General features: G+C 41.8%; 11 protein-coding genes. 9 read left to right on the top strand and 2 right to left on the bottom strand.

Going from position 1 to position 13,692, the window contains the following annotated elements; genetic code table 11:
• Positions 1 to 39: 39 nt before the first annotated feature.
• The 3 genes from M0M83_RS05620 (at position 40) to M0M83_RS05630 (ending at position 2,849) form a co-directional block, all read left to right on the top strand.
• Positions 40 to 636, top strand: coding sequence for a LemA family protein (locus tag M0M83_RS05620; RefSeq protein ID WP_213913424.1), 597 nt, complete (start codon positions 40 to 42; stop codon positions 634 to 636).
• Positions 633 to 1,826 carry a TPM domain-containing protein gene (locus M0M83_RS05625; protein WP_213913425.1) on the top strand — a complete coding sequence of 398 codons (1,194 nt, stop codon included), beginning with the start codon at positions 633 to 635 and terminating at the stop codon, positions 1,824 to 1,826. The genes M0M83_RS05620 and M0M83_RS05625 overlap by 4 nt, the downstream gene beginning before the upstream one ends.
• A 540-nt stretch (positions 1,827 to 2,366) precedes the next feature.
• Positions 2,367 to 2,849 (top strand): hypothetical protein, encoded by a 483-nt coding sequence (locus M0M83_RS05630; RefSeq protein ID WP_125895160.1) that lies wholly within the window; start codon positions 2,367 to 2,369, stop codon positions 2,847 to 2,849.
• A 207-nt stretch (positions 2,850 to 3,056) separates the two neighbouring features.
• Here M0M83_RS05630 and M0M83_RS05635 read toward each other — a convergent pair whose 3' ends face one another.
• Entirely contained in the window at positions 3,057 to 4,190 is a 1,134-nt protein-coding gene (locus M0M83_RS05635; protein WP_248467818.1) for a multidrug effflux MFS transporter, read from the bottom strand.
• A gap of 130 nt (positions 4,191 to 4,320) precedes the next feature.
• Between M0M83_RS05635 and M0M83_RS05640 the strand changes: the two genes are divergently transcribed.
• A complete protein-coding gene (locus tag M0M83_RS05640; protein WP_213913426.1) occupies positions 4,321 to 5,082 on the top strand; it encodes an AraC family transcriptional regulator in 762 nt (253 codons plus the stop codon).
• Between the two features lie 81 nt (positions 5,083 to 5,163).
• Here the strand turns inward: M0M83_RS05640 and M0M83_RS05645 are convergent, their stop codons facing one another.
• Complete coding sequence (locus tag M0M83_RS05645) at positions 5,164 to 6,450, bottom strand: citrate synthase (RefSeq protein WP_004909058.1); 1,287 nt, start codon at positions 6,448 to 6,450, stop codon at positions 5,164 to 5,166.
• A 671-nt stretch (positions 6,451 to 7,121) separates the two neighbouring features.
• Between M0M83_RS05645 and sdhC the strand changes: the two genes are divergently transcribed.
• The 5 genes from sdhC to sucA all read left to right on the top strand — a co-directional run bounded on the left by sdhC (position 7,122) and on the right by sucA (position 13,678).
• Positions 7,122 to 7,511 (top strand): succinate dehydrogenase cytochrome b556 subunit, encoded by a 390-nt coding sequence (gene sdhC, locus M0M83_RS05650; protein ID WP_004909059.1) that lies wholly within the window; start codon positions 7,122 to 7,124, stop codon positions 7,509 to 7,511.
• Positions 7,505 to 7,849, top strand: a complete 345-nt coding sequence (gene sdhD, locus M0M83_RS05655) for a succinate dehydrogenase membrane anchor subunit (protein ID WP_004256832.1) — start codon at positions 7,505 to 7,507, stop codon at positions 7,847 to 7,849. The genes sdhC and sdhD overlap by 7 nt, the downstream gene beginning before the upstream one ends.
• On the top strand, positions 7,850 to 9,616 hold the full coding sequence (sdhA, locus tag M0M83_RS05660) for a succinate dehydrogenase flavoprotein subunit (RefSeq protein ID WP_248467819.1): 1,767 nt from the start codon (positions 7,850 to 7,852) through the stop codon (positions 9,614 to 9,616). It begins immediately after the preceding gene.
• A gap of 35 nt (positions 9,617 to 9,651) precedes the next feature.
• Positions 9,652 to 10,368, top strand: coding sequence for a succinate dehydrogenase iron-sulfur subunit (locus M0M83_RS05665; protein ID WP_004256824.1), 717 nt, complete (start codon positions 9,652 to 9,654; stop codon positions 10,366 to 10,368).
• A 496-nt stretch (positions 10,369 to 10,864) separates the two neighbouring features.
• Positions 10,865 to 13,678 carry a 2-oxoglutarate dehydrogenase E1 component gene (sucA, locus tag M0M83_RS05670; RefSeq protein WP_213913427.1) on the top strand — a complete coding sequence of 938 codons (2,814 nt, stop codon included), beginning with the start codon at positions 10,865 to 10,867 and terminating at the stop codon, positions 13,676 to 13,678.
• The last annotated feature ends 14 nt before the right edge of the window (positions 13,679 to 13,692 follow it).

Below are 13,692 nucleotides of genomic sequence, written 5' to 3' on the forward strand. Positions count from 1 at the left end.
GTCAATATTAACATTAAGTGGTTAATATAAGGATATTTAATGCGCAAGTTAGCGATCGGTTTGGTATTAGTGATAGTTGTAATTTTTACTCTGTTAGTTAATTCCTACAATACAATCCAAAAAAATGATGAGTTAGTCTCTGCGGCAGCGTCAGAATTATTAAACCAATATCAGCGTCGATTTGATTTGATCCCTAATCTGGTCAATACAGTTAAGGGATATTCAAGTCATGAAAGCAATGTGTTACAAGAAATTGTAAAGGCGAGAGCGTCTGTCGGAAAAATTAATGCGGATAGTCGCGTGTTTGATGATCCTGAAATTTCTGCGAGCTATCAAAAAGCTCAAGATAATTTAGGGCAATCTCTATCACGTCTGTTAGTCATTTCAGAAAATTACCCTGAATTGAAAGCAAACTCACTCTATCAAGACCTGATGGTACAGTTGGAGGGGGCTGAAAATCGTATTTCAGTTGCAAGAGGGCGATATATCGAAGCAGTACGAAATTATAATACTCAAATCAGGCTGTTCCCTTATAACTTCATTGCGAAATTTATGGGGTACGATAAAAAAATTAATTTTAACGTTGAGAATGTGCATGAAATCAAAAAAACACCAATGGTGGATTTTAGCTCATGATACGCAATATTTTATTTTTATTCTCTTTACTATTATTGAGTGTCATTGCGAGCGCATCAGTGAATAATATACCTCCATTGAAAATGGATCGGGTCATTGATCGTGCAAATTTATTGACGGCGCAGCAATTTAAAACGCTAAACAATTTATTGATTAATTTTGAAAATAATCGAAATGATGGTTCACAATTTGTTGTTTATATCGTTCCGACTACTGGGAGTGAAAATATCGAAATTTTCGCAAATCGTGTTTTTAATCAATGGGGGATAGGTAAAAAGGGGCTTGATAATGGATTATTGCTTGTTGTGGCAATAAGTGACCGCAGTGTTCGCTTTGAAGTCGGGTACGGCTATGAGGAGACATTTACCGATGTTCTTGCTGGGCGAATTATTCGAAAAAATATGTTGCCGTATTTTAGAGCAGAAAACTATTATAAGGGTATTGAGCAAGGGATTATAAATGCCATTCATGTAGCTAATGATAGACCAATAAGCTCAACGAATTCTCTGATAGATCTTATTCCCCTTAAAATATTACAAACACATTTTATTTTAATTTATATGGTAATATTAGGGCTAATTTATTGTTTTCAGCTTGTATTTTCAACGAAAAAACTGAAAAGAAAAATTAATCACGTGATAGCACAGTCAGGTAAAAAAAAGAAAGATTCAGAAAAGCGGGGATATAAGTTAGGTGCAAATCAGCTAAAACGGTTAAAAAATTATCTGAATTACTCATTCTATTTTCCAACATCATTTTCGCTGTATTTCCCTGTAGTGTTTTGTTCAGTCGTTGTCATTTTTTATACACAAATAATTTTTAATGGTATTGTTAACCCTTTTATCTTGTTACTGATGGTGGTGTTATCATTATTCTTTAACCTTATTTCATTAACCGTGCTGTTTATTGGCATTAATATCTTATTTCCGATTTATCGACAGCAGAGAAAAGAATGGAAAGCGATTTGTGAGTTCAGTCGATTGGGTTCGCCTTTTTATCAACCTTCATATTCAGTAAACACATCCCATAAACACGCTTCTAATTTTACTTCCAGTCACGATTTCAGTTCATCGAGTACATCGAGCTCATCAAGTTCATCAAGCTCATCAAGTTCATCAAGTTCATCAAGTTCATCAAGCGGTGGGGGAGGCGGCTCTAGCGGGGGTGGCGGTGCTTCTGGCCATTGGTAAAGTATCTGGACTTGGCTTTTTAATAAGTTTTATATTGCTGTTAAGGAGGGGGAACTCATATTAAAACTAAATAAAGGATATGAACCTGCTGGAATCGATTGGAGTAGATACACATTTAGTTCATATGAAGATAATCGTACTTTCCGTTATGAAATTAATTTTAGTCGGCTATCACCAATAAAATTAGTTATTCCTGAAAGTCGAGCATTTCACTATAATTTCTACCTGTCGATTATCGATGGAAAAGTCATCATAGTTCGATAATAAAGGGGGGATTAACGATTAGTTCCCAAACAAAGTTTATTTTGTTAAAAAACTAATAATAGGACAGAATTGACCTACTGTTATGTTTTTATTGGGATGGCTTATCCTCATAATCGTTCTCGCTGTCAAGTTAGCGATAAATTTTGGGCGAATTGTCTAAATGGATTATTCAGACTTGTTTTAAATGTGGTATTTAAGATAGTAAAGTCAGTCTGGAGATATTATTTTTCACTCTGCTATCATTGGCAGCTAATTTAATAAGGAACATTAATTACTATGTCTATGGTTCATAACCGATTCAGCTTGATTGCTACCATCATTGGCGCGTTTAGCATTCTTGTCATACTTGCTAGTCAAAGCTTTGAACGCGAATACGCTCAATCTAAACCTAAGATAGAGCAAATAGTTCATGAAAAGGTAAGCAGCATTAAAAAAGCAACAATTGATGCCATTAAAGGAAAAAAATATCAGGAGCCACCTGTAGACGAAGCCAAAGAACAGCGACAGATTTTGCTCGATAAAATTGAATTAGCAAAACAGCTCAGTATCACTCTTGGCGTATTTGGGATTATTTTTGCAGCCATTTCATTTATCCGTGGTGAGAATAAAAATTCAGGTCGGATAGCTTTGGCGCTCAATGGCAGTGTACTGGCTATCTCACTTTTATTATACGCAGCGACAGGCTTAGCCGGTATTGTTGCGGTTTTACTTGTTATTTGGTTAATTGGTAACTTTTTTGATATTTTTAGCATTTGTTAACTAGGTTTTGAATGCTTGTTTATCCTGAGGCTACGGTTAATTTATATTCTATAAAAAGCACTTTTAAGGTTATTGTGGGGACACGGTAACGTTACTCCTCTAAAAACTGAAGAAAAGTTATCCGTGTCTCTGAATTATGGGCCGACCATAGGCTCAAACAGGCATTTTTGAACTGATAGCGACATAAAAGGGGTTCTCTAAATCTATTTAGTGTACTTGGCTACTCCATCTTAGTGATGCAAAAACCAATACCAAACCCGAAACAGTGAGTACTAAGCCTAAGTGTTGGCTCCAGCCAGCGACCATTAGACCGATGGCGAGTCCGATGTAGTAAAATAAACCTAAAATTGCGCCAGCGGTGCCTTTTCTGTCACCATAACGGTTTAATGCATGGGCAAGTATGTTCGGGATCGCAATTCCGTAACCAATAACGACTCCGATAACGGGTAAAACGAACCAAATTGAATCCATTAGCACAAAAACCAAACAGCCACTCACTAAGGAAATCGCGCTAGACAGTTTTACAAGCTGCTCAGATGTGTGTTTTTTAGCCAATAAATAGCGATTTGCTATCGAACCTAAACCAACCCCAAGCGCTAATAATATCCCGGTTAATCCAAACTGTTGTTGAGTGAGCATTAATTGTTCAAAACTGAATGGAGCCAGCTGATAATAGCTAAATAAATTAATGTTGAAAAATGCAATCAAGATCACATTTCTAGCAATTTCTTTATCAGCGATCATGCGTAAAAATGTCTCAGTAAATGAGACTTGGGTCACGTTTTCAGGCTTAGTCTCAGGTAAACGACAGGCTGACCAGAGAAAAAGCACCACAGCTAAAATAGCTAAGCCGATAAAAACAGTTCGATAACTGCCAAAGCTGACGAGTCCAGCACCCGATAACATTCCCAAGGCGGGACTGATTGCCAAAGCAACACCCATGATAGAAAAAACTTTCGCTAATTCATGGCCTTGGTAGCTATCACGCATAGCGGTTTGTGTTCCGATTGAACCGACGGCAGCGCCAAATGCTGACAACATTCTCATTAATAATAATAAATAAAAATGTGTGACAAATAACGCACCAATAGACGCAATGCCGTAAATCAATAAACCCGCCAAAATAGTCGGGCGACGCCCTAAGGTGTCACACATACGTCCCCAAAACACCACGCCCAATGCAAAAGCAAAGAAATAAAGCGACAGTGTTTGTGAAGCTTGTTCCGCATTTACTGAGAAAGCGCTGGCAATATCAGTGAGAGCGGGGCTGTATATGGTTTCCACAATTTGAGGAAACATCATTAAGGCAACAGCAAGCCATAATGAAAGAGGATGTTTCATACTTTTTCCTACCAATCTACTAAAAAGAAAGGGTCTAATCAGACACAACGATTCAATGGCAGGCAGTTTAGTGTTATTTTTATTGTCTTATTACAATAATAAAGACTATAAATATCAAAAAAGAGACATTATGGCTTGGTTAAATCAAACAGATGAGTTTCAAACGCATTGGTACAGCGCCCCAGTATTGGGCATTGCAGCAAAAATGGGGCAGCATGACTCTGGTTTTCATAAACATGAAATGGGACAACTTTTGTTTACACAACAAGGGTGTATACGAATTTCACTGGAAAATCGCCTCTCTTTGCTTCCTCCTGGTCGGGTGGCTTGGATCCCACCATTTGTCCTTCATCGGGCACAAATGCAGGCATCCGTGGGGTATCGTTCGGTTTATTTATCAGAAGAATATGCCAAAGAAATTGGAAACGATGTGGTTATTTTGAATATTTCCCCATTGCTAAGGGAAGTGTTAGAACGTATTGCGATTGCGCCGTTTGAGAGTGATTGGCTGCGGGGGCGTTTGGCCAACTTATTACCGGTATTTATCGATGAATTACAAAGTGCAGCTTTAGAGCCAACACTGTTGCCATTACCGCAAGATAGACGCTTTAAAGGGATTGATATCGAGCAATTACCACCGAATTTAAATCAGTTAGCGCAGACTATCGGTGCGAGTGAGAAAACAATCACGCGTATTTTCTTGAAAGAAACAGGCATGACATTTCAAACATGGCGACAACAATGGCGGTTTATTAAAGCGATTGAATTACTCGCACAAGAAAAACCTTATCACTATATTACTCAAGAACTTGGTCTGACAAGTGATAGCGCGTTTATTAGTTTTTTCCGAAAAATGAGCGGGATGACACCAAGGGAATATCAACAGCAGTAAGCTGAATGATCCTCGTAAAAAAGAAAAAGCCCCGAAAATTCGAGGCTTTAGCATATGTAGGGGTTCAGATTTAATTAAATATTATTTTTTTGCTAATTCAGAGTTGAATTCACGTTTGTCATAGCCGGTATATAGCTGGCGAGGGCGGGCAATTTTCAGGCCGTCATCGTGCATTTCATTCCAATGTGCAATCCAGCCAATGGTACGTGCGATGGCGAAGATAACTGTGAACATTGAAGATGGAATACCCATTGCTTTCAAGATGATACCTGAGTAGAAGTCAACGTTCGGGTACAGTTTTTTCTCAATGAAATACGGGTCGTTCAATGCGATGCGTTCTAGCTCCATTGCAACTTCCAGCAGGCTGTCATTCAAGCCCAGTTCGTTCAGAACTTCATGGCAAGTTTCACGCATTACGGTTGCACGTGGGTCGTGGTTCTTATAAACACGGTGACCGAAGCCCATTAAGCGGAAAGAGTCATTTTTGTCTTTAGCGCGCTCGATAAATGCTGGGATGTGCTCAACGGTTTGGATCTCTTCCAACATACGTAAGCAAGCTTCGTTAGCCCCACCGTGAGCAGGCCCCCACAGTGAAGCAATACCTGCCGCGATACAAGCAAATGGGTTTGCACCGGATGAACCTGCAGTACGAACTGTCGATGTTGAGGCGTTTTGCTCGTGGTCAGCGTGCAGAATCAAAATACGATCCATTGCGCGCTCTAAAACAGGATTAACTGTGTATTCTTCACATGGTGTCGAGAACATCATATGCAAGAAATTACCCGCGTATGACAGGTCATTACGTGGATAAACAAAAGGTTGGCCAATTGAATATTTGTAACACATCGCTGCGACTGTTGGCATTTTCGACAGCAGACGATAAGCCGTAATTTCACGATGGCGAGGGTTATTAACATCCAATGCATCGTGATAGAAGGCTGCTAGTGCGCCAGTAACACCACATAATACAGCCATTGGGTGTGAGTCACGGCGGAAACCATTAAGCATGCGAGTAATTTGCTCATGGATCATGGTATGGCGAGTCACCGTATTTTTAAATACGTCATATTGTTCTTGAGTTGGTGCTTCACCGTATAGCAGGATATAACAAACTTCGAGATAAGAGGCTTCAGTGGCGAGTTGATCGATAGGGAAACCACGGTGCAACAGGATGCCTTGATCACCATCGATATAGGTGATTTTTGATTCACAGGATGCAGTAGAAGTAAAACCAGGGTCGTAGGTAAAAAACCCTTTAGAACCTAAAGTTCGGACATCGATAACGTCTTGACCAATCGTTGGGCTTAAAATATCTAGGTCAATATCACCCTTACTACCAGTCGTTAGCTTAGCTTTGTTATCAGCCATTACGGTCTCCTTAGCGCTTGATAATCGACACCCAACAACCCAGAAGCCCAGCGTTATACTGTGTCTTCGTGCATTGTTCTACCGGTATGCTTTGGAAATCAGCTCGCTATCACATAAAACCTGAAATCTGAGACCGACGACAATGTAGTTAGGTTGTTTATGAGTGTGTAGATGTTATGTTCTTTTTGTTGTTTTCCCTACAATATCATTATTTGTGGTAAGAGGAACAACTTTCATAACTTTTGTTATTAATACCCATCATAGTTCAAATTGAAGAGTATTTAACATTGCAACATTCACGTTTTTTTCTTTTACGATGAAGTGTCAACAGCACCGTTAAGATAATTCTGCCAGACCTATATGTAAGATAAATGTTGAATCATTGTCAAATAAGATAAGCACATTTATACAAAATGTTTAAATCGTGATCCCTCTCACTGTTCGGGCTAAATGTCTCCAAACATTTTGTGTGGGAATTGTAATGGCATTGTGAAGACTTTATACTAGCGGCAGGTCTCCGGATTACCCTGTAGTAGGAGCTCCCAGCGTGATCAGTATGCAACTTTATTTAAACATGATGGATTAGAGTTTGTGTTAAGTTGCATTTTGTACCCCTGTCGCTGTCTGATTTCCACCCCAGGTCCGGAGGATGGAAAATAATAAAGAGCTGTGTGGGCAAAATTGTGAAAAAACAAAGACCTGTCAACCTTGATTTGCAGACGATTCATTTCCCGATCACTGCAATATCTTCGATCTTGCACCGTGTCTCTGGCGTCATTACTCTCATCGCAGTTGGTATTCTGCTTTGGTTGTTAGGGACATCTCTCTCCTCTCCAGAAGGTTTTCAATACGCGTCTGAAATAATGACTGGCTTTTTTGCTAAGTTCATTCTTTGGGGCATCTTGACAGCTTTGGCTTACCACATCTGTGGTGGTATTCGTCATATGCTAATGGATTTCGGTTGTGTTGATGAAACGCTTGCTGCTGGTAACTCATCTGCAAAAATTACATTTGTCATTACCGTGATTTTAGCAATTCTGGCGGGGATTTTAGTATGGTAAGTAATGCTTCTGCTTTAGGCCGTACTGGTATCCAGGACTGGCTATTAATCCGTGGTTCTGCGATTGTTATCGCGCTCTACGTACTCTACATTGTTGGTTTTGTTGCTATTAACGACATTACCTATGACGTCTGGCGTGGCTTTTTTGCTTCTTCTGTGACGAAAGTATTCACTATCCTCACGTTGTTCTCGATTCTTGTTCATGCGTGGATTGGCATGTGGCAAGTGCTGACTGACTACGTTAAACCTTTAGCAATTCGTTTAGTATTGCAACTGGCTATCGTTGTAGGTCTGTTGGCTTATTTAATTTACGGAACAATTGTTGTGTGGGGTGCATAAATGAATCTGCCAATCAGAGAGTTTGACGCTATTGTTATCGGTGCGGGTGGCGCAGGTATGCGCGCAGCACTTCAAATTTCACAGATGGGCCTATCTTGTGCGCTTCTGTCAAAAGTTTTTCCAACCCGTTCTCATACTGTATCAGCGCAAGGTGGTATCACGGTTGCTTTAGGTAACACGCATCCTGATAACTGGGAATGGCACATGTATGACACTGTTAAAGGTTCCGACTACATCGGTGACCAAGACGCTATCGAATATATGTGTCAAACAGGGCCAGAGGCTATCCTCGAATTAGAACACATGGGGTTGCCATTCTCTCGCCTTGATGATGGAAGTATTTATCAACGTCCATTTGGTGGTCAGTCTAAAAACTTCGGTGGTGAGCAAGCTGCGCGTACTGCAGCCGCAGCTGACCGTACTGGCCATGCACTGTTACATACCTTGTATCAGCAGAACTTAAAAAACCACACAACCATTTTTTCTGAATGGTATGCCCTTGATTTAGTTAAAAACCAAGACGCCGATATTGTAGGTTGTACAGCAATTTGTATGGAAACCGGCGAACTGGTTTATTTCAAAGCGAAAGCAACTATTTTAGCAACGGGTGGTGCGGGTCGTATTTACCAATCAACCACTAACGCGCACATCAATACGGGTGATGGCGTGGGAATGGCTGCTCGTGCAGGAGTACCACTGCAAGATATGGAAATGTGGCAATTCCACCCTACGGGGATCGCTGGCGCGGGTGTTCTCGTGACAGAAGGTTGCCGTGGTGAAGGTGGTTACCTGTTGAATAAAGACGGCGAGCGTTTCATGGAGCGTTATGCGCCGAACGCGAAAGACCTTGCGGGTCGTGACGTTGTTGCGCGTTCAATCATGATTGAAATTCGTGAAGGTCGTGGTTGTGATGGCCCATGGGGTCCACATGCTAAACTGAAATTGGACCACTTAGGAAAAGAAGTTCTGGAATCTCGTTTACCGGGTATCCTTGAGTTATCTCGTACCTTTGCTCACGTTGACCCAATCAAAGAGCCAATCCCTGTTATCCCGACTTGCCACTACATGATGGGCGGTATTCCGACTAAAGTTACAGGCCAAGCCATTCGTTATAACGAAAAAGGTGAAGATGAAGTCATTCCTGGCTTGTTTGCAGTCGGCGAAATTGCCTGTGTATCAGTACACGGCGCTAACCGATTAGGCGGTAATTCACTGCTCGACTTAGTGGTATTTGGTCGCTCAGCGGGTCTGCATCTGAAAGAATCCATCATGGAGCAAGGTTCAATGCGTGATGCATCTGAATCTGATATTGATGCAGCAATGACACGTTTTAACCGTTGGGAAGGTGCTCGCACGGGTGAAGATCCAACTGAAATCCGTAAAGCACTGCAAACCTGCATGCAGCATAACTTCTCGGTATTCCGTGAAGGTGATGCAATGGCGAAAGGTTTAGAAGAGCTGAAAGTGATCCGTGAGCGTTTGCAAAATGCACGCCTTGATGATACTTCGACTGAGTTTAATACGCAGCGTATCGAATGTTTAGAACTGGATAACCTGATGGAAACGGCTTATGCAACGGCACAAGCTGCAAACTTCCGTACAGAAAGTCGTGGTGCGCATAGCCGCTTTGACTACCCTGAGCGAGATGATGCGAATTGGTTATGTCACTCATTATATTTACCGCAATCTGAAACGATGACGCGTCGTGAAGTCAACATGCAGCCAAAATTGCGTGAAGCCTTCCCACCGAAAATTCGTACCTACTAATGCGTGGTGTTAATCCAGTTGCGGAGAAATAAACTATGAAATTACAATTTTCGATTTATCGCTACAATCCTGATGTGGACAACGCACCACGTATGCAAGATTACACGCTAGAAGTTCCTGAAGGGCGTGACATGATGTTACTGGATGCGTTAATCCAAATCAAAGAGCAAGACCCAACACTCTCTTTCCGTCGTTCTTGTCGTGAAGGGGTATGTGGTTCCGATGGCCTGAATATGAACGGTAAAAACGGGTTGGCGTGTATTACGCCATTATCCGCGTTAATCCGTGGTGGGAAGAAAATTGTCATTCGCCCATTACCGGGTCTGCCTGTTGTGCGTGACCTGATTATCGATATGACTCAGTTCTATACCCAATACGAAAAAATTCGTCCATATTTGATTAATGATAACAAAAATCCACCAGCGCGTGAGAATTTACAAACTCCTGCACAACGTGAAAAACTCGATGGTTTATATGAGTGTATTTTGTGTGCTTGTTGTTCGACTTCTTGCCCATCGTTCTGGTGGAATCCAGACAAGTTTATCGGGCCTGCAGGCTTGTTGGCAGCGTATCGCTTCTTAATTGATAGCCGCGATACTGAAACTGATTCACGATTAGATGATCTGAACGACGCTTTTAGTGTCTTCCGCTGTCATAGCATCATGAATTGTGTCAATGTATGCCCTAAAGGGCTAAATCCAACGAAAGCTATCGGTCATATTAAATCTATGTTGCTAAAACATAGCGCTTAATTATGAATATTTAACCCACAGTGCTTAGGTGCTGTGGGTTAAAATAGGAATAGCACAAAATAAAAACATAAGTTAAAAGAATCGCGTAAAGTAAAAACAATATTAGGAGTTTAATGCGCGGAAGCTCACAAAAGCGCGAAAACGAAATACCAACAAAGAGCATCAGAAAGTAACATTGTCACCCATAAAAAGTAGTACTTATTAAAACGTTGTCATTACAAAAGCGTAAAAAAGTGAAAGCAAAGAAAGTAACAGTAACAAGTAGAAAAAATAGCCAACTGCAAAAGATGAAGACGACAGCCCACGCATAGGGGCCTTTAAAAACCGCAGCCAGTTTTTAAAGGTTCCTTAAAAGGGAAACCCTTACTGATAAAGGGCCTCCCAAAGAGAGAACATGCATAAAGCACGTCCAAGAGAACCTTTATCGAGGTCGCTTAAATGCGGCAATTAGTTAACCACGGCGAAAACTAAAGCTTTAAAAGCTTAAGGGATCACAATGCAGAACGGCGTAATGAAGGACTGGCTGGATTCAAGCTTTCTGGCAGGCGCGAACCAGACTTATATAGAACAGCTCTATGAAGATTATCTGACTGACCCTAACTCTGTCGATGCCGAGTGGAAAGCAATTTTTGAGCAACTTCCTGGTGCAGCACTCGGCACTAGCGGTGAGCAATTCCACTCCCAAGCGCGCGATTACTTCCGCCGCTTAGCAAAAGACTCTACACGTTATCACACTTCTGTTAGCGATCCAGCTATCGACGCAAAACAAGTTAAAGTTTTGCAATTAATCAATGCGTTCCGCTTCCGCGGGCACCAAAATGCGAATCTTGATCCGTTAGGTCTTTGGAAACGTGAATCTGTTCCAGATTTAGACCCAGCATTCCATAACCTGACGAAAGAAGACTTCAACGAAACCTTCAACGTGGGTTCATTTGCGATTGGCAAAGAAACCATGAAGCTGAGTGAGCTATATGACCACCTGAAACGTATTTATTGCGGTTCTATCGGTGCAGAATATATGCATATCACTAATACAGAAGAAAAACGTTGGATCCAACAGCGCCTTGAGTCTGTTGACGTTTCTAAAATCTTCTCAGTAGAAGAGAAGAAACGCTTCTTAGCAGAATTAACAGCAGCTGAGGGGCTTGAGCGTTACATCGGGGCTAAATTCCCAGGTGCAAAACGTTTCTCATTGGAAGGTGGTGATTCACTGATCCCAATGTTGAAAGATTTAATCCACCACGCAGGCAAACAAGATACCCGTGAAGTTGTTTTGGGAATGGCTCACCGTGGTCGTTTAAACGTTCTTGTTAATATCTTAGGTAAAAAACCGGGCGAATTATTTGATGAGTTCGCGGGCAAACATAAAGACCACTCTAGTGCGGGTGACGTTAAATATCACCAAGGTTTCTCCTCTGACTTTGAAACCGCAGGCTCTCGTGTTCACTTAGCATTAGCATTTAACCCGTCTCACCTTGAAATTGTTAGCCCAGTGGTTATTGGTTCCGTACGTGCACGCCGTGACCGCCTGGACGAAGGCCGCAGTAACATGGTTCTGCCAATTACCATTCATGGTGACTCAGCAGTCACTGGCCAAGGCGTTGTGCAAGAAACATTGAACATGTCTCAAGCTCGTGGTTATGAAGTTGGTGGTACTGTACGTATCGTGATTAACAACCAAATTGGTTTCACAACTTCAAATCCGAAAGACACCCGTTCTACAGAGTACTGTACAGACGTTGTGAAGATGGTACAGGCACCAATTTTCCACGTGAATGCGGATGATCCAGAAGCCGTGGCATTTGTAACGCGTTTGGCATTGGATTTCCGTAATACGTTCAAGCGTGATGTCATGATTGATTTAGTGTGTTATCGCCGCCATGGCCATAACGAAGCGGATGAGCCAAGTGCAACTCAGCCAGTGATGTATCAAAAAATCAAACAGCATCCAACGCCACGTAAAATTTATGCAGACCGTTTAATTGCTGAAAACGTATTAAGTGCCAATGATGTCACTGAAATGGTTAATCTGTATCGTGATGCATTAGATGCGGGTGACTGTGTGGTTGAAGAATACCGTGAAATGGGCCTGAACTCATACACGTGGGCTCCATATTTAAACCATGAATGGGATGAGTCGTATAAATCAACTGTTGATATCAAACGCCTAACTGAGCTAGCAACCAAAGTTAGCACAATCCCTGAAGGTGTGGTTGCGCAATCACGCGTTGAGAAAATCTACGCAGACCGTGCCGAAATGGCGAAAGGTGAAAAATTACTCGACTGGGGCGCTGCTGAAACTTTAGCGTATGCAACGTTAGTTGATGAAGGTATTCCAGTGCGTTTATCGGGTGAAGACGCGGGTCGTGGTACATTCTTCCACCGTCATGCCGTTGTTCACAACCAAACGAATGGCTCAGTTTACGTTCCGCTGCAAAATATCCATAACGGTCAAGGCGTCTTTAATGTTTGGGACTCTGTTCTGACTGAAAACGCGGTATTAGCATTCGAATATGGCTATGCCACTACTGAGCCTCGTGCACTGACTATTTGGGAAGCCCAATTCGGTGACTTCGCTAACTGTGCGCAAGTGGTTATCGACCAATTTATTAGCTCTGGTGAGCAAAAATGGGGTCGTATGTGTGGTCTGGTAATGCTACTGCCTCATGGTTATGAAGGTCAGGGTCCAGAGCACTCATCTGCACGTTTAGAACGTTACCTGCAACTATGTGCTGACCAAAACATGCAAGTGTGTGTGCCGTCAACACCGGCTCAGGTTTATCACATGTTACGTCGCCAAGCCTTACGTGGCATGCGTCGTCCTCTGATTGTGATGTCACCAAAATCTCTGCTACGTCATCCATTAGCGGTCTCTAGCATGGAAGAATTGGCAAACGGTAAGTTTGAGCCAGTTATCGGTGAAATCGATGAAATCAATCCGAAAAATGTGAAACGCGTCATTCTGTGTTCAGGGAAAGTCTATTACGATCTGTTAGAACAACGTCGTAAAAATGAACAAACTGACGTTGCTATCGTGCGTATCGAGCAGTTATATCCGTTCCCACACGAAGACATCCAAAAAGCGTTGGCGCAATTTACTGATGTAAAAGACTTTGTATGGTGTCAAGAAGAGCCATTAAACCAAGGTGCTTGGTATTGCAGTCAACATAATTTCCGTGAAGCTATCCCAGCAGGGGCAACTTTACGTTATGCAGGTCGAGCTGCTTCTTCATCTCCAGCAGTTGGCTATACGTCCGTACACCAGGAACAACAAAAAGCCCTGGTTAATGACGCTTTGAACATTGAATAATTAAAGGATAGAAA

It is taken from the genome of Providencia rettgeri, assembly GCF_023205015.1.
GTDB lineage: Bacteria > Pseudomonadota > Gammaproteobacteria > Enterobacterales > Enterobacteriaceae > Providencia > Providencia rettgeri_E.

Excerpts from the sequence above, each read along its gene's own strand:
- M0M83_RS05620 (WP_213913424.1), top strand. The coding sequence starts at position 40 with ATGCGCAAGTTAGCGATCGGTTTGGTATTAGTGATAGTTGTAATTTTT.
- M0M83_RS05625 (WP_213913425.1), top strand. The coding sequence starts at position 633 with ATGATACGCAATATTTTATTTTTATTCTCTTTACTATTATTGAGTGTC.
- M0M83_RS05630 (WP_125895160.1), top strand. The coding sequence starts at position 2,367 with ATGTCTATGGTTCATAACCGATTCAGCTTGATTGCTACCATCATTGGC.
- M0M83_RS05635 (WP_248467818.1), bottom strand. The coding sequence starts at position 4,190 with ATGAAACATCCTCTTTCATTATGGCTTGCTGTTGCCTTAATGATGTTT.
- M0M83_RS05640 (WP_213913426.1), top strand. The coding sequence starts at position 4,321 with ATGGCTTGGTTAAATCAAACAGATGAGTTTCAAACGCATTGGTACAGC.
- M0M83_RS05645 (WP_004909058.1), bottom strand. The coding sequence starts at position 6,450 with ATGGCTGATAACAAAGCTAAGCTAACGACTGGTAGTAAGGGTGATATT.
- sdhD (WP_004256832.1), top strand. The coding sequence starts at position 7,505 with ATGGTAAGTAATGCTTCTGCTTTAGGCCGTACTGGTATCCAGGACTGG.
- sdhA (WP_248467819.1), top strand. The coding sequence starts at position 7,850 with ATGAATCTGCCAATCAGAGAGTTTGACGCTATTGTTATCGGTGCGGGT.
- M0M83_RS05665 (WP_004256824.1), top strand. The coding sequence starts at position 9,652 with ATGAAATTACAATTTTCGATTTATCGCTACAATCCTGATGTGGACAAC.
- sucA (WP_213913427.1), top strand. The coding sequence starts at position 10,865 with ATGCAGAACGGCGTAATGAAGGACTGGCTGGATTCAAGCTTTCTGGCA.